16 protein-coding genes are annotated in these 19,256 nt (G+C 47.9%); 3 read left to right on the top strand and 13 right to left on the bottom strand.

All coding sequences use genetic code 11. The features are described 5' to 3' along the window. Positions 1-49: 49 nt before the first annotated feature. The 5 genes from GO493_RS02205 to GO493_RS02185 are packed head-to-tail and all read right to left on the bottom strand — an operon-like array spanning position 50 to position 3,092. The gene (locus tag GO493_RS02205; RefSeq protein WP_157304425.1) at positions 50-262 is read right to left on the bottom strand and encodes a hypothetical protein; all 213 of its coding nucleotides are present in this window, start codon (positions 260-262) and stop codon (positions 50-52) included. Positions 263-279: 17 nt separating this feature from the next. After that, a complete protein-coding gene (locus tag GO493_RS02200) occupies positions 280-936 on the bottom strand; it encodes a phosphatidylserine decarboxylase family protein (RefSeq protein ID WP_157304424.1) in 657 nt (218 codons plus the stop codon). Positions 937-964: 28 nt separating this feature from the next. Further along, positions 965-1,852 (bottom strand): phosphatidate cytidylyltransferase, encoded by an 888-nt coding sequence (locus tag GO493_RS02195; protein WP_157304422.1) that lies wholly within the window; start codon positions 1,850-1,852, stop codon positions 965-967. Positions 1,853-1,895: 43 nt separating this feature from the next. Then, positions 1,896-2,117 carry a putative signal transducing protein gene (locus GO493_RS02190; RefSeq protein WP_157304421.1) on the bottom strand — a complete coding sequence of 74 codons (222 nt, stop codon included), beginning with the start codon at positions 2,115-2,117 and terminating at the stop codon, positions 1,896-1,898. 24 nt (positions 2,118-2,141) lie between these two features. Next, positions 2,142-3,092 carry a CPBP family intramembrane glutamic endopeptidase gene (locus tag GO493_RS02185; RefSeq protein WP_157304420.1) on the bottom strand — a complete coding sequence of 317 codons (951 nt, stop codon included), beginning with the start codon at positions 3,090-3,092 and terminating at the stop codon, positions 2,142-2,144. Between the two features lie 96 nt (positions 3,093-3,188). On the opposite strand from GO493_RS02185, the gene dusB reads away from it, so the two are divergent. Then, positions 3,189-4,250, top strand: coding sequence for a tRNA dihydrouridine synthase DusB (gene dusB, locus GO493_RS02180; protein ID WP_157304419.1), 1,062 nt, complete (start codon positions 3,189-3,191; stop codon positions 4,248-4,250). Positions 4,251-4,281: 31 nt separating this feature from the next. Beyond that, positions 4,282-4,851 (top strand): helix-turn-helix domain-containing protein, encoded by a 570-nt coding sequence (locus tag GO493_RS02175; RefSeq protein ID WP_157304418.1) that lies wholly within the window; start codon positions 4,282-4,284, stop codon positions 4,849-4,851. A gap of 80 nt (positions 4,852-4,931) precedes the next feature. Here GO493_RS02175 and GO493_RS02170 read toward each other — a convergent pair whose 3' ends face one another. Together GO493_RS02170 and GO493_RS02165 are read right to left on the bottom strand one after the other, a co-directional pair. Beyond that, positions 4,932-8,243 (bottom strand): DEAD/DEAH box helicase, encoded by a 3,312-nt coding sequence (locus GO493_RS02170; protein ID WP_157304417.1) that lies wholly within the window; start codon positions 8,241-8,243, stop codon positions 4,932-4,934. Positions 8,244-8,291: 48 nt separating this feature from the next. After that, positions 8,292-8,804, bottom strand: a complete 513-nt coding sequence (locus GO493_RS02165; protein ID WP_157304416.1) for a thermonuclease family protein — start codon at positions 8,802-8,804, stop codon at positions 8,292-8,294. Between the two features lie 75 nt (positions 8,805-8,879). Here GO493_RS02165 and proC point away from each other — a divergent pair, with 75 nt between their 5' ends. After that, positions 8,880-9,680: a pyrroline-5-carboxylate reductase gene (gene proC / locus GO493_RS02160; protein WP_157304415.1), complete on the top strand. Its 801-nt coding sequence runs from the start codon at positions 8,880-8,882 to the stop codon at positions 9,678-9,680. 2 nt (positions 9,681-9,682) lie between these two features. Here proC and GO493_RS02155 read toward each other — a convergent pair whose 3' ends face one another. The 6 genes from GO493_RS02155 to GO493_RS02130 all read right to left on the bottom strand — a co-directional run bounded on the left by GO493_RS02155 (position 9,683) and on the right by GO493_RS02130 (position 19,186). Next, positions 9,683-10,183, bottom strand: coding sequence for a SixA phosphatase family protein (locus GO493_RS02155; protein WP_317165395.1), 501 nt, complete (start codon positions 10,181-10,183; stop codon positions 9,683-9,685). A gap of 157 nt (positions 10,184-10,340) precedes the next feature. Then, positions 10,341-12,188, bottom strand: coding sequence for an amidophosphoribosyltransferase (locus GO493_RS02150; RefSeq protein WP_157304414.1), 1,848 nt, complete (start codon positions 12,186-12,188; stop codon positions 10,341-10,343). A gap of 132 nt (positions 12,189-12,320) precedes the next feature. Next, positions 12,321-13,700 carry a peptidylprolyl isomerase gene (locus GO493_RS02145; RefSeq protein WP_157304413.1) on the bottom strand — a complete coding sequence of 460 codons (1,380 nt, stop codon included), beginning with the start codon at positions 13,698-13,700 and terminating at the stop codon, positions 12,321-12,323. Between the two features lie 88 nt (positions 13,701-13,788). Further along, positions 13,789-17,328, bottom strand: a complete 3,540-nt coding sequence (infB, locus tag GO493_RS02140; RefSeq protein WP_157304412.1) for a translation initiation factor IF-2 — start codon at positions 17,326-17,328, stop codon at positions 13,789-13,791. Positions 17,329-17,452: 124 nt separating this feature from the next. Then, complete coding sequence (gene nusA / locus GO493_RS02135) at positions 17,453-18,700, bottom strand: transcription termination factor NusA (protein WP_157304411.1); 1,248 nt, start codon at positions 18,698-18,700, stop codon at positions 17,453-17,455. A gap of 18 nt (positions 18,701-18,718) precedes the next feature. Then, the gene (locus GO493_RS02130) at positions 18,719-19,186 is read right to left on the bottom strand and encodes a ribosome maturation factor RimP (protein WP_157304410.1); all 468 of its coding nucleotides are present in this window, start codon (positions 19,184-19,186) and stop codon (positions 18,719-18,721) included. Positions 19,187-19,256: the final 70 nt, after the last annotated feature.

The raw sequence follows: 19,256 nt of genomic DNA, 5'->3' as shown, positions 1-19,256 counted from the left end.
AGGCTGCACATGTAGGTGCAGCCTCTTTTTTGAAAAGATTCAGGCTATGTTACTTACCCGCAGGCTTTGCATTCTGCATTACCTTCGGCTTAGTTCTTAAGCTAGCTGTTTTTGAGGGCTGTTTACAACAAGCCTTCGCATCTTTATCCTTCTTACAGCAGGAGGCAGTCTCCTCTTTTTTGGACTTTTCTTTCTTTTCCTGTGCAAAAGCAGCGCTGGTCATGAATAATACAGCAACTGCACCGATAAGTAATCTTTTCATAGCTGTTTTATTTTTAGTTAGATGGTGGCAATAACAGTTTGTCCTGCACGCACTACCTGGTTCATTTCTACTGAAACAGGGGTACCTACCGGCAGGTAGATGTCTACCCGGGAGCCAAATTTAATAAAACCCAGTTCTTCATTCTGTTTTACCTGCATGCCGGGTTTCAGATAGTTTACAATACGGCGGGCCAGTGCACCGGCGATCTGCCTTACCAGTACTTCTGCTTTATCATTACCGATCACTACGGTGTGACGTTCGTTTTCGGTAGATGATTTAGGGTGCCAGGCTACCAGGTATTTACCGGAATGGTACTGAGACAGCTTTACCTGTCCGCTGATAGGGTTCCTGTTCACATGCACGTTGGCCGGGCTCATGAAGATAGATACCTGCAGGCGTTTGTCCTTGAAATACTCAGGTTCATAGGTTTCTTCAATTACCACTACTTTACCATCGCAGGGGGCAATAACCAGGGACTCTCCCTGTTTCATGGCCCTTGCCGGAATACGGAAGAAGGAGATGATAAACAGGAACAAAGCAAGGGAAACAGCTGCTATGATCCTTGCCAGCAGCGGAAAATTCTCTCTCAGGAAAAAAGTTACTGCTACGTTGATCAGTGTCAGGACTACAAATGTCAGTAAAATGGTGGCCAATCCTTCTCGATGGATCCTCATTGTGATGTTTTTATTTTATAATGCGAAGTTAATTCATTGCAAAGAAATGTATGTATAGCCAGGCGAAAGGCGCTGCCAGCAGCAGGGAATCAAAGCGGTCCAGGAAGCCGCCATGTCCGGGCATGATGCTGCCGGAATCTTTTACACCCGCCATACGTTTGAGTTTGGACTCGATAAGATCTCCGGCAGTGCCAAACACAGCAGCAATGCCTGCCAGTACCAGCCAGTGCTGAAGGGCAAGCCACTGCGTACCCCAGAAATGGCCATATACACCCGCCGCGGCAATTGCCAGGATCATACCTCCTACGGTACCTTCTATGGTCTTTTTAGGAGAGATGGTGGGTGCAAAGGGGGTACGTCCTATGAGAGAGCCTACAATGTAGGCCATTGTATCGTTGATCCATATAAAGGCGATGAGCAGCATGGGAATGAGCCAGCCGGGGCCGGTACCTATGGCGGTATTGGTAAAACGGATGGTGTCATAGTTCAGGGCCAGGTGTACCAGCAGTCCCAGGGAAAGGGTGATGTATGCCAGTCCCAGGGCGGAATATCCCATATTTTTCAGGGAAAAGTCCTTGCTGAGCAGGATCTCTGCTATTGGTAAAATGAGGAGGAAGATAACAGCGATCCACCAGCCCAGGAATCCGAGGGAGAGGTTCATGGAGGAGGAAAAATGCTCTCCTGTGAAGGACATTACCAGTGCGCAGCTGGCTATCAGCAATCCTGTTTTATGCCAGTCTGAGATATTGTTGTAATCAGGGTCAATATGCCTGATCAGCTTGAAGTATTCCTTCAGGGCAAAGAAATTTACCAGGAGGAAAAGCAGGAAAAATGTAAAGGGACTATAGAGTATCCCGCCCAGCATTACTGCTACAAAGACCAGTGCTGTTGCTGTCCGGGTGAAGAATGTTTTCATGCAGACAAGTAAAATTGTTTATACAAAAGTGCGTAAAAATGAATTATCCCTCGTTTTCGGGATCTGCCATCAGGAGTTTTCTGGCTTCTTCTTCCTGTGAGATATGTACATAGAGCTCGGCCATTCCTGGCAGGGCTACAAGGTAAGAGGAGTCCTGCCGGTTCAGTAATACAACACCGATTCCGTTTTCTTCGAGCATGCCTCTTACGATCTCAGCGCGGAAGAATTGAGAGGTATTATAAATTTTCACCCAGTCTTTTTCCATAATAATCTTTTTGTTATTGCAAATTTACAAATTACCGCCTATAGAATTGATACTATCTGAAATCTTATCGCGGGGTGGCAGGCCGGGAAGTTCATCCTGGGGGGATTGTTTTTTGAAGTACCATAGCAGGCCGGTGGTCACTGCCAGGCTGATCAGGGCAAAGTACCAGGCAGTGGGTTCTGACTTCATAGGGTCTTCCTTCATCACCTTTATTGAGTAGAGGAATACCATTACCACCTGGGAGCCGTTGTTGAGCATGTGGGCCAGTATGGACAGCCATAGGTTGCCGCTCAGGAAATAGATGGCTCCCAGCAGGAAGCCCAGGATCACCCTGGGAATAAAGTCCATCCATTGCATGTGTACGGCGCTGAAGAGTATGGCTGTTTCCAGCACAGCCAGCCAGGGCAGTTTGGGTTTCATGTTGATGAAAATGCGCTGTAATACTCCTCTGAAGAAGAATTCTTCTGCTATGGCGGGCATGATGGCTATGAGCACGAGGTTGACGATCAGTGACCCGATACCGGTACCGCTCAGCAGTGTCCTGGTCAGTTCTTCCGCCATTTTTTCAGAGGCGCGGGTGGCGGCAGAGAAGTGCCAGGTATGGTTCCAGTCTGCCGAGAAGCCTACCAGCGGCAGGGCGGCCACCATGATAAATATAGCCAGTACTACCGGGAAAAGGCGGGGTTTCCGGGTAATGTGCAGCCATTGGGCCGGTTTTGGGGCTGCCAGCCAGGCAAAAACGACGGCGGGCATCAGATAAACCAATAAAGTGTATAAAAATTGCGTTAATTTCAGATAGCCGAGAACTTTAGGATCTGAAGTATCGCCATTTTGGAGTATTTCCAGTGTGTAACCCGTAAGCATAGGGAAAAAGACCAGCAGGAAAACGAAGTTCAACAGGAAAAAAGCGATGAACAAGCTGATAAACGTTACAAACTGTAAAGCGGGCGAATGCTCCTTCAGGTAGCCTCTCATAGATTAAATTTGCGTAAATTTACATTGTGAAATCGAGTTGACAATTGCATTCCGGCGTTTTTGGGGGGAATGGAGGGTCGGCCACTAGTTAATAAAATGGTAAAGATCGGGAATATAACATTAGGCAATTTTCCGCTGTTGCTGGCTCCGATGGAGGATGTTAGTGATCCGCCTTTCAGGGCGGTTTGTAAAGATAATGGTGCGGACCTTATGTATACAGAGTTCATCTCATCGGAGGGACTTATACGTGATGCAATAAAGAGCCGGCAGAAGCTGGATATCTTCGAATATGAGCGTCCGGTAGGGATACAGATCTTTGGAGGGGATGAGGAACCTATGGCAATGGCTGCCCAGATAGTGGAAACGACCAATCCTGACCTGCTGGATATCAATTACGGATGCCCCGTAAAGAAAGTAGTCTGTAAAGGAGCTGGCTCGGGTATCCTGAAAGATATTCCTAAAATGGTTAAACTTACGGAAGCGGTGGTGAAGGCTACCCGTCTGCCAGTAACCGTGAAAACACGCCTGGGATGGGATGATAATACCAAGAATATCGAAGAAGTAGCAGAACGGCTGCAGGATGTGGGAATCAAAGCCCTGACCATTCATGGCCGTACACGTACGCAGATGTATAAGGGAAATGCCGACTGGAGCCTTATCGCCAAAGTAAAGAACAATCCCCGTATACATATTCCTATATTCGGCAACGGTGATATCTGCACTCCTGAGCAGGCTGTTGCCGCCCGGCAGAAATACGGGGTAGACGGAATAATGATAGGCCGCGCTGCAATAGGATATCCCTGGATCTTTAACGAGATCAAGCATTTTATGCAAACGGGTGAACATTTACCATTGCCAACTGTTCTGGAACGTGTAGAGGTCTGTAAAAAACACCTGAGACATTCCGTAGCCTGGAAGGGCGATGTTGTTGGTATCCTTGAAATGCGCAGACATTACACCAATTACCTGAAAGGGCTACCGCATATAAAAGAATTCAGGCAACAATTAGTAACTTGCAGTACACTGGCATCGGTTGAAGAAATATTAGACAAAGTAGCAGAACATTACAAAGATCATATAATAGAAAGGGTTTCCCCTCTTGCTGATAATAGCCTGCCAGTAAACAATGAAGTAGCAGATTGTAACGTTTACGGATAGACCCCAGGTTCAACTATTAAATTTCTTTCACATGGCCACGATTAAAAATCTGAAAAATGAAGTCTGGAAAGACTTGCAGATTAAAAACAAATCTGCCCTGCGTAAAAAGTATGCAGTATCTAACATGGGAAGAGTGATCAGCTATTATGAGGACATTTCAGACGGGAAATTGCTGTCTGGTTCAACTGTAGAAGGGTACACAGTATTGAACGTTAAGCCCGCGGACACTTATCAGTCCCTTTACCTCCACCGGGAAGTGGCGAAATTGTTCAATAAGCGGCCCGGACGTAACTACAAGTACGTTATACACAAAGACTACGACAAGAAGAATAATAAGGTCTCTAATCTGCAATGGGCTACCAAGGAAGAAATGGAAGCTCACCAGCAATTCAGCCCTGCCAAGCTGGCTTACAAAGAAAAGCAGCGTAACCGGATAAAAGGGCTTAAATTAAACATCACCAAAGTAAAAAGCATTAAACGCCTGCTGGCTAAGCCCGGCAGGAAAACCATGAAGCAGATCGCTGAACAGTTTGATATCAGCGAAATGCAGCTCTACCGCATCAAAAGCGGAGAAAACTGGAGCCATGTAACATTGGATTAAAGCCTGGTTTCCCAGGAATGATCATAATGATGTTGTCTGACATAAGGCCATCTGCCGTAAAGCAGATGGCTTTTTTTATTTCAGCAGCAGATCATACCATCCAGTATTCCGGCATAATGCGGGCTTGCCCTTAATGCCGGCTCATACCCCATAATGATCAGCTGCTGCCTGGCCCGGGACAGTGTAACCAGCAACTTACGGTCTACCTCTACCGTGTGTGCATTCCAGTGGAAAATACCCAGGTTCTGCAACATGCCCAGCTGCACGGGATGGTAAATAGCAAGAGATACGATAATAATATCATTTTCGGCACCCTGGAAGCGTTCTGCGGTGTCAATATTCACTTCCTGCAGCTGCTCATCATTCCCTATCAGTTCCCTGATCAGGCTTATCTGGGTACGCCAGGGCGTTACCACTCCTACGGTTTCGCTGCTGAACTGTTCTCTATATTTTTCTTTCAGGTATTGCAACAGGGATACTACCTGTTGAGCCTCTGTCCTGTTCATTTTGGAGGTTGGCTCATGGGGGCTGGGTATGAACAGCGTGCGGCCTTTGGATAAGAGGTAATCCCATTTGTCGGGTCCTGTACCGGCATGCCTGCTGAAGGGGGCTGACTGGCTGGAATGTCCTGCAGATAATTGTCCGGCATAGTAGGGATTGACCAGTGCTGCAATATCGTTATGCATACGGAAATGCGTTTTCAGCATGCCCCAGGCATGCTGCCAGTTCATGGTCTTGCAACGCTGCAGGAGCCGTTCAAAAAGGGTATACCGCAGGTCGGTAATACCTGCTTTTTCCAGGAGCGGGTGTTGTATCCGGCAGAAATGATCGTCCTGCGCCACAACAGGAGGCAGCTGGTTCTGGTCTCCTATCAGGATAAATTTGCGGAAAGGCACCAGTAACCCCAGCAACTGAGGTTCTGTGAGCTGGGAGGCCTCGTCAGCAATGAGGGTATCTGCCTTAATGCCCAGTTGCAGCAGGAGCTGCAGGCGGGTAGCCATTGTTGCCACTGTGGCCACAAATACTTTCTGGCTGGCAATGAAGTTGCGGGCGGACAGAATATCTCCTTCCATACAGTATTTACGCAGTCGGCTCTCTGCCGCAGAATGACGTCCGCCCAGGCGTAAATAGCCTATCTGCTTATCATCCAGCTTCCTGCATATTTCATCTACTGCCCGGTTGGTAAAAGCCACTATCACTGTTTGTGTATCACCTTTGGTCAGGGTGTCTACCAGGGCTGTCAGCAATGCAGAGGTTTTGCCGGTGCCGGGAGGGCCCTGGATGAGATAGTAATCCTCTGCTTCCAGTGCTGCGTGCAGTATTTCCTGCTGGTTGCTGTTGAACATCTGCGGACAGGGAAACGTAAGTGGTGTAGCAGATGGTTTCCTGTGTCCCAGCAACAACTCCATCCTTTCGGAGAAACGGGGCGATAATACGTGAAAGAGCGTAGTGGCCGCTATCCAGTAATTGGCTTCATAAATATCATGTTCAATTACCCAGAGGTTTTTCTGTGCAAAGAAATCGTGTGTGATCTGGCGGTTGTTGAGGGAGAAGGTGAGCCTGTCTTTTTTCAGCAGGTCTATCCTTCCTTTCAGTATCTGGTCGCTCAACGGGGCCAGGCTGTCATCGACAGAGCGGGAATAGATAATAGCGGTATCCCCTACCCTGAAGTTATGATTGAAGGGCCGTTGAATATCGAAGACCACGGTACTGTTTTCTGCATCAAAATGGCGGAACTGCAGGCCGGGTATAATATTGAACCGCGCCAGCTTTTCGGCTTCGGGCAATTGCCAGAGGGCGGCGAATCCGTCGGCATCTTCTTCTCTTTCTGCTGTAGCATACATGCCGCATTTGGCCAGCAGGTATTCACGGAGCAGGAAGGAAAGAAACTGTTGGTAGTAGGCCCTGTACAAAGGAGGCGCCTGCTGCCAGGCTTTTTCAAATGTGCTGAAATGTACAGCGCTGAACGCCGGCAAGCCTTCTGCGGCAGCTTCTGTGATCCTGTCAAGAACATCATACTCGCCCGCCGCCAGCCGGAGTAACTGGGATACTACTTCGTTGCGAAGGGCTAACAGGTCACTCTCTGCTGAAGGGGTACTGTTAACGTTCCTCAGCGGGATATTGTCGGCTGCAGAGTAGAGAATGGCCGAGCTGCCGCGGCGCTCATCGCCGAAGGCAGATCTGAGCAGCAGGTTATAACCCACTACCTGCATTTCATGATTACGCCAGGTACCATAGTCCGGCGATTTTCCGCTTTTCAGCTCAAAGATCTCTTTACGCAGCGGGTCCTGTTCGTCTTCTGCCATTATATCCAGGCGTCCCTGCAGTCCGTAGCGGGCAGAAAAGAAGGTAGGCTCTATCCTTACCGGCCGGTGTTTCAGCTCTCCTGCCGCTTCCTGCAGGTTAGGCCAGTGTTTTGTACGGATATCCCCGAACATGCTGTTCAGTTCTTCCCTGCTGTATGCTGCCGCCTGTAAGACGTTCTCCGCCACTGCTTCAACAAAGGAGCTGCGGAGGTCCATGTCCGGATTGCGCAGCATATTGTCCAGCAGGGCGTTCACAACATGTCCTTTAAAGGCGGCAATACCGGTTGACTGAGGCACCAGTTTTTTTACAAGGAAGAGGTATTTGCCTGCGCCGTGGCGGCCAAAGCATTCTGCCAGGTCGCTGATATCTATCAGGAGATCCGGTTCAAGCACTACCTGTGTGTTGGGAACGGCCTCATACAGGCCAGGCGCTTCACTTTTACTGCAGTGCAGCACATGGATAGTATCATATGCCCTTAACTGTTCATGCAGTGCTGTTGCTGATGGCATAACAGCCGCAGAGACCAGCAGCTGGAAATTGCCAAGATCATCATTGCGGCAATCAAGGATAAAGAGAGGCGTTTGCTCTGATCTTTGTTGTAAGGGCCCTACAGCCGTAACCAGGCATTTCAGCAGGGGAATGAGTGCGGGCGATAACTGCGGAGGATGAGTGAGCTGCATATCCTTTACGGGACCGCATAGTTCCTTTATTGTTGAAAGAACAGGAACTTTAAAAAAGTATTGTATGGCGATGGCCAGTGTATGGATACAGATGAGTACCAGTTCGCGGTTAGCTTCCAGTTCTCCGTTCACTGCCTTGTGAGTGACAATGCGCAGCGTGGTAAGCTGTGCCTGCAATGCTGCCGGAACAGGATGTTTGTCAAAGAAGAACTGCATGCGCGCAAACAGGTTACTGAAACTGCGTGCCTCACCTTTTGTGAGATGGTGAAAGAGCTGTTCCAGTAAAGAACGGAGTTGCCGCATGGCAGCTGCCGGCGCAAGATCATTGCCTGCTTCCTGCAGACGTATATAGAACGCCTGCGCTGTAAGCGTCTGGCTGTTAATGTTGGATGTATTCACTGACATATTTCAACCGGGAGGTTAACGATGGCAGCAAATTAAATAAATTATGACTTAAGCTGCTTTGCGTTGTTTTGTTTTAGCGGGAGATTTTCTGTATTCCCATGGCGCTACAGGTTTGCCCTGTGCCCATAAGCCCAGTTTCTTCCGCTTTGCTGTGCTTTCTGCAGCAGCCAGTGGCGCACTTTTGGAATATTTTGTATAGTGCCATGCATAACCATCGGAGATCATTCTACCATTGATGTACTGGCCATCAGCGCTGTACACCTCCCCTATCCATCTTCCATATCTGTCTTTCTTCAGCAATTCTACCGTTACGGTTTTGCTGAAACACAGACTGACCAGGGCCTGTTTACTTTTCTGGTAAAAGTCCTGTCCTTTTTCCGGTGCGTCGATCGCATTTAAACGGACCTTGTAAGTTGTTTTGTTTACCAGTAGTTCGAAGGTGTCTCCATCAATGACGCGAACTACTTTTCCTTTTACTTTCTCTGTAGCGTTGGCTGTTGATATAAGTGTACACAGGCATAGGATAAGGTAAGCAACCACTCTTAAAAAAACTTTCGGCATTACACGGTGGGTTTAGGGATGCGAAGTAACAAATTTTTGTTCTACCTTCCGAGTGATTTAAAGTAATAAGTGAACATGTCTAACAAGAAAATAGCCATCATAGGCGGTGGCAACCTGGGAAGTGCTATAGCACAGGGATTGTTGAAAAGCGGGTTTTCACAACCGTCAGATCTTATCATTACCAAACGTAATACTGCTTCACTTGGAGAGTTGCAGGCATTGGGCGTGCATACAACGTCTGATAATAATGCTGCTATCCGTCAGGCAGAGATCATTGTTGTGGCGCTGAAGCCATACAATGTAAAAGAGGTGCTGACGCAGGTAAAAGATGCATTTGATGCAACAAGGCAGGTATTGATCAGTGTAATAACAGGTGTGTCCATGCATGACCTGGAGCAGATAGCAGGCCCCGGTATGCCTGTTGTACGGGCTATGCCTAATACTGCTATTGCTATACAGGAATCTATGACATGTATCTGTTACAAGAATGTATCAGAACAGCAGATCAATTACATAAAAGACATGTTTGACCAGCTGGGTATCAGCGTGATCATAGATGAAAAACTGATGGATGCAGCAACGGTGCTGGGAGCATGTGGTATTGCATATGCGTTGAGGTTTATCCGCGCCAATATACAGGGCGGTATTGAAATAGGGTTTGATGTAAAGACTGCCAACCTGATAGCGGCTCAGACGGTGAAAGGTGCAGCAGAGCTGTTAATACGGGAAAAGCGTCATCCGGAGGAAGAGATAGATAAAGTAACTACTCCTAAGGGATGTACGATTGCCGGTCTTAATGAAATGGAGCATCAGGGATTCAGTTCTTCACTGATCAAGGGTATAACAGTTTCATACGATAAGATTGTGAAAGATTAGGGTTAAACAACTTCCTGTTTGGGATAATCGAAGAACAGGAATGTTTTCCGGGCGCGGTCAAAGTCCGACCAGGAGGAAATATCTGTCTGTACTGCAAAAATGCCTGATGTAGGTATATTATCTATCCGGATCTCCTGGGTGAGGTAGTTGGCAAAGTCAGTGATTCCCGGATTGTGCGCAAAGATGGCTACGGTGTCTATGTCTGAATCTATTTTTGTGATCACCTTCAGGAAGGTGGAGGCATAGCAGAGATACAGTTCATCTTCCAGCAGTATAGCATCTTTATCATAATGCCATTCTTTGGCCATGATCCTGGCGGTGCTGCGGGTGCGTTTGGCCGGGCTGGCAATGAGCAGTTCCGGTGTAATACCCCGGTGAGTGAGACGGTGGGCCATTTCGGGGGCATTTTGTTTTCCCCGTTTGTTTAAAGGCCGGTCAAAGTCGTCCATATCAGGATCGTTCCAGCTGGATTTTGCGTGGCGGATGAGAAGTAGTGTTTTCACGCGTGTACTTAGTATTTAATACTAACTAATTTACGGATTTTACTGAAAGTAAGAGTGGTAGGGGGCGCTTCGGGCAGGTGGGAATACAGGATTTAAAGGAAATTTAACCTTCATAAAAAAAGCGGACCGCCTCAGGCGGTCCGCTTTTTTCTATTTTTTAGTAACCTCTTTCGTTTTTGCCTTCCATAAAGTTCATGAAGGCCTTATTTACTACACGGTTACCACCTGGAGTGGGATAGTTACCGGTGAAGTACCAGTCGCCCAGGTTGTTTGGGCAGGCCTGGTGCAGGCTTTCGATGGACTGATAGATCACGTCTACTTTGGCATTGATGCCGGCAGGAGTGATGATCTCAGCTATTTTGGCAGATATTTCTTCTGTGGTGAAAGGTTTGTAGATGTTGCGCACTACGTTCTGAGCATGTAGTGTATTGGTACGCTGCAGCTCGTTGCAGAGGCCGTAGGCTTCCTGCAGGATGTGTTCCTTGCCGTGGTCTTTGAGCAGGGCAATGGCGGCCTGGAAGGCAACAAAATCGCCCATTTTGCTCATGTCAATACCATAGCAATCAGGATAGCGGATCTGCGGAGCGGAGGAAACGATAATGATACGTTTGGGGCCCAGGCGGTCCAGCATTTTGATGATGCTTTCACGGAGGGTGGTACCTCTTACGATAGAGTCGTCTATTACTACCAGGGTATCGATGCCGGGGCGTACGGTACCGTAGGTGATGTCATATACGTGCTGTACCATTTCATTACGGCTGGTATCTGCAGTAATGAAGGTGCGCATTTTAACGTCTTTGATGGCTATCTTATCTATGCGGATACGGCGGTTCACCATTTCCGTCAGTTTCTCTTCATCAAAGTCTTTACCCCAGGAGAGGATGCGTTCTACCTTGATCTTATTGAGATAGTCTTCCAGTCCTTTCAGCATGCCGTAAAAGGCGATCTCTGCTGTATTGGGAATGAAAGAGAAGATGGTATTGCGCAGGTCATTATCGATATTGGCCAGTACTCTTTCTGAGAGATTGTAACCAAGGGCAGAACGTTCTTTATAGATCTTCTCATCGTTACCACGGGAGAAGTAGATACGTTCAAAGCTGCAGGCGCGGCGTTCTTTAGGTTCCAGTATCTGTTCTATGCTGTAGTCGCCGTTCTCTTTTACGATGAGGGCGTTTCCCGGCATGAGTTCCAGTACTTCATTCTCTCCTACGTTGAAGGCGGTGCGGATAGCGGCGCGTTCTGATGCTGCCACGATCACATCTTCATTAATATAGTAGTAGGAAGGGCGGATGCCGTATGCGTCGCGGATCACGAAGGAGTCGCCGCTGCCGATGAGGCCGCAAACATGATAACCTCCGTCAAACATAGAGAAAGCCTTCTGAAGGATGCTTTTAACATCCAGGCCGTTCCTTCTTTCTTCGTCTTCTTTGCAGAGGAAGTGGTGTACAACTTCCAGCATGGCGGCCAGGTCACTGTTACGGTGAGTTTCTCCCGGGTCTACGTTCACGAATTTGAACAGTTCGTCAGCGTTTACCAGGTTAAAGTTACCGGCTATAGACAGGTTGCGTGCGGGAATTGTATTGTAACGAACGAAGGGGTGGCAGAGTTCTACGTTATTTTTACCCTGGGTGGCGTAGCGGAGGTGGCCCATCATGAGTTCTCCCAGGAAACGTACGTGGCCTTTCATCAGGCCGGGATATTTGGTGATTTCGGGTTGGTATTTTTCGATCTCATCTATTTCATCTCTCACTTTTCCGAAAATATCACCTATTGCTTGTGGTGCGCTGCTTCGGAGACGGTGCATGAACGGCACTCCTGGCTCTGTATTCAGCTTTACTGTGGCTATACCTGCACCGTCTTGTCCGCGGTTATGCTGTTTTTCCATCAGCAGGTACAGCTTGTTGAGCCCGTAGAAAACCGATCCGTATTTCTGTTGGTAATATGAAAAAGGTCTCCTAAGTCTTATGAATGCTAATCCGCACTCATGTTTTATAGCTTCACTCATCCCGATTAGAATTGAAGGCGCAAAGTTACAGCTAAAAAGCGGAATGCCCAACGCTGATTGATATAAGGTAGGTTTCAAAAAAGGAAGCCCGGTATTATTAATACCGGGCTTCCTTTTTATATCTGTATAATGTTATTGTTTGGCTACGCTTCCCATCCATTGGGAGATGCGGTTGCATCTTTTGAACTCGTCTTCTACATGGATGTAATATGTAGGGATCTTTTCCCTCAGCCATTTATCGCGGGCTTCCATTTGTTTTTGCTGGAGAGTGCGTTGCTGAATGCGGGCATAATCGTCTGTCATATTCTCACGGTGAGGCTGGGTGCGTGTTTTCAGGTAAACGATACGCAGGCCTGTGCCTTTCTGTTCGTCGGTAAACTGTACTGGTTTGGATATTCCGCCTGGTTTCAGGGTATCCAGCATCAATACGATATCTCTTTCGGAAGGATCATCCAGCTGGTCGATAGTGATCAGGGTACCGCCGTTCACTTTGTTCTGCAGCATACCTCCGTCAAATTTGGCCATTGGCGCGTCGCTGTATTTGGCAACAGATTCTGCGAAGGTGGCTTTTCCGGCAAGGATATTGGCGCGGATGGTATCCAGTTTATTGGTGGCCTCGGTAATATCGGTGCGTGTAACATTTGGTTTCAGCAGGATATGCTGTACGGTGATGTTATCTCCCTGGCGTTTGAGGCATTGGATCAGGTGGTAGCCGAACTGGCTTTTTACCGGAGAGGAGATCTCGTTCTCTTTCAGGCGGAATGAGGCTGCCAGGAAGTCGGGATCGTAGTTTTTATCTCCACGGTTCAGGATATATACCCCTTTGTTCACTTTAGCGCCTGGATCATCTGAATAGAGGATGGCAAGACGGCCAAAGTCGCTGGTTTTTTCCTGTACCTGTTTTTTGAATTCGAGCAGGCGGTCAATGGCATATTGCTCCATTTCTTTGGTAGGCTTCGGGAATAAGATCAGCTGGCCTATTTCCAGTTCTGATTCATAGAATTGAAGACTGTCTTTAGGAATGGCGTCGAAGTATTTCTTCACTTCGGAAGGAGTTACTTTTACTGCGCTGGTTATTTTATCCTGCATGGCTTTAGCCTGCAGGCCTTCTTTGATAGGCTGGCGGAAGCGTTCGCGGAGCTGGTAGATGGAATAACCGGTTACTTCTTTCATTTTTTCGCGGCTGCCGTAGAGGTCTTCGAAGTAGCGGATACGGTTTTCTATCTGTCCGTCCACATCTGCGTCACTTACGGGCAAGCTGTCTCTTTCTGCCTGCATAACCATTACTTTCTGGGCAATGATCTGTTCCATTATCATGCAATCGGCGTTTGCAGGGATGCGGCCATCAGGTGCAGAGCGTTCCAGGTTGGCCAGTTCCCCTTCCACATCTGATTTCAGGATAATTTTATCGCCTACGATTGCGGCAATCTTATCAGCGACCAATTTCTGCTGAGCAGAAGCTACCTGGCAAAGGAGTAATGCACCTGCAGAAAGTGTCAGAAGTCTATTCATATAATAAAGCAGTGAAATTCAAAAATAACCAATAAAAAATAAGCCGCAGGATAGCGGCTTATTTTTTTAACAAAAGTTTATACGGTAATTATAATGTTCTCTTTACTTCTACTTCTTCGAAGCCTTCTACGATGTCGCCAACTTTCAGGTCGCTGTAGTTCTTGATACTCAGACCGCACTCCATGTTGGAAGCAACTTCCTTCACGTCGTCTTTGTATCGTTTCAGAGAGGCGAGTTCGCCGGTGTAGATCACGATACCTTCGCGCACCAGGTTTACACGGGTGTTGCGGGTAATCTTTCCGTCCAGTACGAAGCAACCTGCAACGGTTACCTTGTCGAAGCGGTAAGTTTCGCGGATCTCTACGTTGGCCACTACTTTCTTCTCTATTTTGGGTTCCAGCATACCTTCCATGGCGCTCTTCAGTTCGTCGATAGCGTCGTAGATGATGGAGTAGGTACGGATCTCGATGTTTTCTTTCTCTGCCAGTCTTGATGCCTGAGAAGAAGGACGTACCTGGAAACCTACGATGATGGCGTCTGAAGCGGTAGCCAGCAATACGTCGGATTCTGTGATCTGACCTACGGCTTTGTGTACCACGCTTACCACGATCTCTTCTGTAGAGAGTTTCTGCAGGGAGTCACTGAGTGCTTCTACGGAACCGTCAAAGTCACCTTTGATGATCAGGTTCAATTGTTTGAAGTTACCCAGGGCAAGGCGGCGGCCAATTTCATCCAGTGTGATATGTTTCTTGGTACGGATACCCTGTTCACGGATGATCTGGGCGCGGCGGTTGGCCACTTCTTTTGCTTCGGATTCGTCTTCATACATGCGGAACTTCTCACCTGCCTGTGGGGCGCCGTTCAGACCCAGTACCTGTACAGGTGCGGATGGTCCGGCAGATTCCACGCGCTGGCCGCGTTCGTTGAACATGGCTTTGATCTTACCGAAGTGAGAGCCGGAGGCGATGGTATCTCCCTGGCGGAGGGTACCGTTCTGTACCAGCAGGGTGGCTACATAACCACGGCCTTTATCGAGGGATGCTTCGATCACGCTACCGGAAGCTTCCCTGTCAGGGTTGGCTTTCAGTTCGAGTAATTCAGCTTCCAGCAGTATTTTTTCGAGTAGTACGTCTATGTTCAGGCCGCTTTTGGCAGAGATCTCCTGGCTTTGGTATTTACCGCCCCAGTCTTCTACCAGGAGGTTCATGCCGGCCAGTTGTTCTTTGATCTTTTCCGGGTTAGCGCCTTCTTTATCCACCTTGTTGATGGCAAAGACCATTGGCAGGCCTGCTGCCTGGGAGTGAGAGATAGCTTCCCTTGTCTGAGGCATGATAGCGTCATCTGCAGCAATTACGATGATGGCGATATCCGCTACTTTAGCACCACGGGCACGCATTGCGGTGAATGCTTCGTGACCGGGGGTATCGAGGAAGGTAAGTCTTTTTCCGGCGGTGGTAGTTACCTGGTAGGCACCGATGTGCTGGGTAATACCTCCTGCTTCACCGGATACTACGTTTGCGTTACGGATATAGTCGAGCAGGGAGGTTTTACCGTGGTCTACGTGACCCATGATGGTCACGATAGGCGCTCTTGGGATCAGATCTTCCTCGTTATCAACGATTTCTTCTTCCTCCATTTCGTCGGCGTCGTCTACCCCGATAAATTCTACTTCGTAGCCAAATTCTCCGGCTACCAGTTCTATTACTTCTGCATCAAGGCGCTGGTTGATAGACACCATGATACCGAGGCCCATACATTTTGAGATCACTTCAGCGAAGCTAACGTCCATGAGGTTGGCCAGTTCGCTTACAGACACGAACTCAGTAACCTGGAGTTTGTTGTTTCCAGCGCCCTGGTTGGCCATTTGTTCTGCGAGCTCGTGGCGTTTTTCGCGGCGTTGTTTCGCTTTAACGTTTTTACCACGGTTACCACCGCCCATTTTGGCCATGGTTTCCTTGATCTTATTCTGGATCTCGTTTTTATCGATTTCTTTCTCTTCAGGTTTCCTGTCGCGGTTATGACCATAGTTTCCGCCGCCGTGGTGACCACCACCGCCGGGACGATTGCCGAATCCACCTTGCCTGTTACCGTGCTGGTTGCCGCCTGGTCTGTTACCACCAGGGCCTCCGGGGCGGTTACCGCCTCCGTGCTGGCCACCACCAGGTCTGTTACCACCGGGGCCTCCGGGGCGTCCGTCACGATTGGGAGCCGCATGAGGTCTGCTGGGACCTGAAGGTCTGTTAGTGTTGTTATTATTATTGTCGCGATTATCGCGGTTGTCGCGGTGTCCACCGGGACGGTTGTCCCTGTTGAAATCTCCACGGTTACCAGGACCGCGGTTTTCGGTGTTACCGCTTTTGATATCCCCAGGCTGTATGGGTTCAGGTTTCTTTTCCACGATGATACGTTTGCGCTTACGGTTATTGTCAGCGTTGCCACCACCACGGTTGAAATTGCTGTTCCCTTTATTGTCACGTCTTTCTGTGTGTACAGGCAGGTCTATTTTGCCTATCACTTTAGGACCGGTGAGTTTTTCTGCCTGTATATTTTCGATAACGGCATTGCTGCTATTATCGTCCTGGTCTGATGCAATTGCTGCTGCAACTTCGTCCATATGCTGTGCGGCCGGTTTAACTGTAGATGGTTCTTTCGCTTCTGCCGGTTCTTTTGTTTTTTCCTGAGTTTCTGCCGGTTTTTCAGCTGCCGGTGTCTGTTTCTCTTCTACAGCGGTGACAGCAGGTTTTTCAGCAGCAGGTGGTGCCTTGAATTTTTCTTCTTGTGCTTTTGGTTCTGTTGGCTGCACAGGTTTAGCTTCCGGTTCTGCCGGTTTGGTAGGTTGTACCGGTGGCTGTTGCTGTGCTACAGGCTGCTGCGGCTGAGGGGCAGGTTCTTTAACCGGCTCTTTCTCTTTTGCAACAGGTTCCGGTTGCCTCGAGACAGCCGGTTTATCTTCCTGTTCCGGTTTTTTGGCAACCGGAGGTTTCTTATGTTTGTTTAATGCGTCCAGGTCTATAGTGGCCACAACTTTAGGGGCATTAATGATCCTGGGGGGAACATCTGCTTTTGGCGTTTCCGGTTCTGCTGGTTTGACAGGTTGTACCGGTGGCGCTTTTTCAGCAACAGGCTGTTGAGGAGCAACTGGTTCCTGCTTCACTTCTTCAGTTTTAGCAGCAGGTTTTACTTCCACTACTGGTTCCGGTTTCGGTTCAGGCTTAGGCTCCGGTTTTGGTTCGGGCTTAGGCTCTGCTTTGGGTTCCTGCCTTGGTTCGGGTTTGGGCTCTTGCTTAGGTTCCTCAACTGTTACCGTGGGTGTGGGCTCCTCTTTCTGAGTTGCTTCTTTCTTTTTGGCTGCTGCCTCTGCTTCTTCCTTCTCCTTCTTCTTCATGGCATCTAACACGCTTCCTTTAGGCAGGGCTATCTGATCGCTTTTGCGTTTGTTAGCCTTGTCCTGCTGGAACTCGGACTGCAGAGCTGCATACATCTGGGACGTTAAGCGGGCATTGGGAGAGCCAAAGCCTCCCATATCATAGCCCTTATTGGCAAGGTATTCGACCAGCGTATCCTTTCCAATATTGAACTCCTTGGCTGCAGCCAGCAATCGTGGCGTGTTGTTTGTTACTTCAGGCATATTGTAATCTCGGGCCTCCCCATTTTTCCCGTTAGCTAACGGGACTCCTTTTTAACAATTAACAATAACTAATTAAATACTTTCGGCAAGCAAGCCCACATCCCGGGGAAGTTGTGGTGTGAACTTACTCTTTATCAAATTCTTCCTGTAGTATTCTTCTTACATCTTTTACAGTCTCTTCTTCCAGGTCTGAACGGCGGACCAGTTCTTCAACTGTCAGGTCCAGTACGCTACGGGCTGTATCACAACCAATGCGTTTGAGTTCGTCCAGGATCCATTCTTCGATCTCATCTGAGAATTCTCCGAGGTCGATATCAAATTCTGCCTGTTCCTGTTCTTCATCACGGAACACATCTATTTCATAACCGGTCAATTCGCAGGCCAGTTTAATATTGACGCCTTTTTTACCAATTGCCAGAGATACCTGATCTGCCTTCAGAAAAACAGAAGCATATTTATTATCATTATCTACCTCCATACGACTGATCCTGGCGGGTGTAAGTGCACGCTGGATAAGCAGCTGGATGTTGGCGGTATAGTTGATAATATCAATGTTTTCGTTTCGTAATTCACGTACAATGCCATGTATACGGCTACCTTTCATACCTACGCAGGCGCCAACCGGGTCTATACGATCGTCATAGGATTCTACTGCCACTTTAGCTCTTTCACCAGGTTCACGTACGATTTTCTTTATTACGATAAGGCCGTCAAAGATCTCAGGAACTTCAATTTCCAGCAATTTTGCCAGGAAGGTAGGATGGGTGCGGGAGAGGATGATCAGCGGAGCGTTATTTTTCATCTCCACTTTTTTCACTACTGCCCTTACATTTTCCCCTTTCTTGAAATAATCGGTAGGAATTTGTTCAGATTTAGGTAAAATTAACTCATTCCTTTCATCATCAAGCAATAAAACTTCTTTTTTCCATACCTGGTACACTTCACCTGTTACAATTTCACCTACGCGGTCTGCATATTTTTTAACCAGGATGTTCTTTTTAAGGTCGCCGATACGGGCAGAGAGCGTCTGTTTTGCGGCCAGGATAGCCCTGCGGCCAAAATCGAGTATTTCTACTTCCTCATAGAGGTCTTCCCCTACCTGGTAGTCCGGTTCAACTAAAATGGCTTCAGAATAAGCGATCTGTGCATTATCATCTTCCACCTCACCATCATTTACGATGGTACGGCGGCGCAAGATTTCCAGGTCACCTTTCTCAGTATTTACAATCACGTCAAAATTCTCATCAGAGCCATACTTTTTACGGAGAAGAGTTTTGAACACATCTTCCAACACTTTCATCAACGTAGGGCGGTCAATGTTCTCCGCTTCTTTAAACTCCGTGAATGACTCAATCAGGTTAATACTAGCCATGTTCGGTTATATTATATTTTAAAACACGATGCACACTTTTGTGTGCTTTATTTCATTTAATGTTATATCTGTGGTTTTTTTCTCTTTCTTTTTTCCCACGGTCTCTTCAATTGTCACCTTTTCTTCAGTTATAGCCAGCAGGATACCTTCCTTTTCAGAATTGTCCAGCAGGGTAACAGCTACTTTCCGTCCGATATTTTTGACATATTGCCGGTGAAGTTTCAACGGTTCGTCTAATCCGGGAGAAGAGACTTCAAGGGAGAAATCATTATCAGGGGGAAACAGGTTTGCACCTTCCAGCCTGGCGTAGAGGTTGCGGTTAAAGGCCACCAGCTTCTCCACAGGTACGCCGTTGTCCCCGTCTACAAAGAGTTTTATGTTGTTAGTGGGTTTTATCCGCACATCTACTACAAAATATTCCGGATATGGGGCCAACATTTCAGTGGCCAGGTCCCGGATGCTTGATATCACTTGTTCATTTGCCATAAAAAAACGAGAAGGGGACTTCCGCAGTCCCCTTCGTTTGAATCATTTTCCTATGCAAAATTAGGATTTT

Origin of the sequence: Chitinophaga tropicalis, assembly GCF_009758205.1 — a bacterium.
GTDB classification, from domain to species: Bacteria; Bacteroidota; Bacteroidia; order Chitinophagales; family Chitinophagaceae; genus Chitinophaga; species Chitinophaga tropicalis.
Note: the sequence above shows the minus strand (reverse complement) of the source record. Positions and strands in the feature narration are given on the sequence as shown.

What these genes read in the sequence shown, in the direction of transcription:
- GO493_RS02205 (WP_157304425.1), bottom strand. Translation starts at nt 262, where the DNA reads ATGAAAAGATTACTTATCGGTGCAGTTGCTGTATTATTCATGACCAGC.
- GO493_RS02200 (WP_157304424.1), bottom strand. Translation starts at nt 936, where the DNA reads ATGAGGATCCATCGAGAAGGATTGGCCACCATTTTACTGACATTTGTA.
- GO493_RS02195 (WP_157304422.1), bottom strand. Translation starts at nt 1,852, where the DNA reads ATGAAAACATTCTTCACCCGGACAGCAACAGCACTGGTCTTTGTAGCA.
- GO493_RS02190 (WP_157304421.1), bottom strand. Translation starts at nt 2,117, where the DNA reads ATGGAAAAAGACTGGGTGAAAATTTATAATACCTCTCAATTCTTCCGC.
- GO493_RS02185 (WP_157304420.1), bottom strand. Translation starts at nt 3,092, where the DNA reads ATGAGAGGCTACCTGAAGGAGCATTCGCCCGCTTTACAGTTTGTAACG.
- dusB (WP_157304419.1), top strand. Translation starts at nt 3,189, where the DNA reads ATGGTAAAGATCGGGAATATAACATTAGGCAATTTTCCGCTGTTGCTG.
- GO493_RS02175 (WP_157304418.1), top strand. Translation starts at nt 4,282, where the DNA reads ATGGCCACGATTAAAAATCTGAAAAATGAAGTCTGGAAAGACTTGCAG.
- GO493_RS02170 (WP_157304417.1), bottom strand. Translation starts at nt 8,243, where the DNA reads ATGTCAGTGAATACATCCAACATTAACAGCCAGACGCTTACAGCGCAG.
- GO493_RS02165 (WP_157304416.1), bottom strand. Translation starts at nt 8,804, where the DNA reads ATGCCGAAAGTTTTTTTAAGAGTGGTTGCTTACCTTATCCTATGCCTG.
- proC (WP_157304415.1), top strand. Translation starts at nt 8,880, where the DNA reads ATGTCTAACAAGAAAATAGCCATCATAGGCGGTGGCAACCTGGGAAGT.
- GO493_RS02150 (WP_157304414.1), bottom strand. Translation starts at nt 12,188, where the DNA reads ATGAGTGAAGCTATAAAACATGAGTGCGGATTAGCATTCATAAGACTT.
- GO493_RS02145 (WP_157304413.1), bottom strand. Translation starts at nt 13,700, where the DNA reads ATGAATAGACTTCTGACACTTTCTGCAGGTGCATTACTCCTTTGCCAG.
- infB (WP_157304412.1), bottom strand. Translation starts at nt 17,328, where the DNA reads ATGCCTGAAGTAACAAACAACACGCCACGATTGCTGGCTGCAGCCAAG.
- nusA (WP_157304411.1), bottom strand. Translation starts at nt 18,700, where the DNA reads ATGGCTAGTATTAACCTGATTGAGTCATTCACGGAGTTTAAAGAAGCG.
- GO493_RS02130 (WP_157304410.1), bottom strand. Translation starts at nt 19,186, where the DNA reads ATGGCAAATGAACAAGTGATATCAAGCATCCGGGACCTGGCCACTGAA.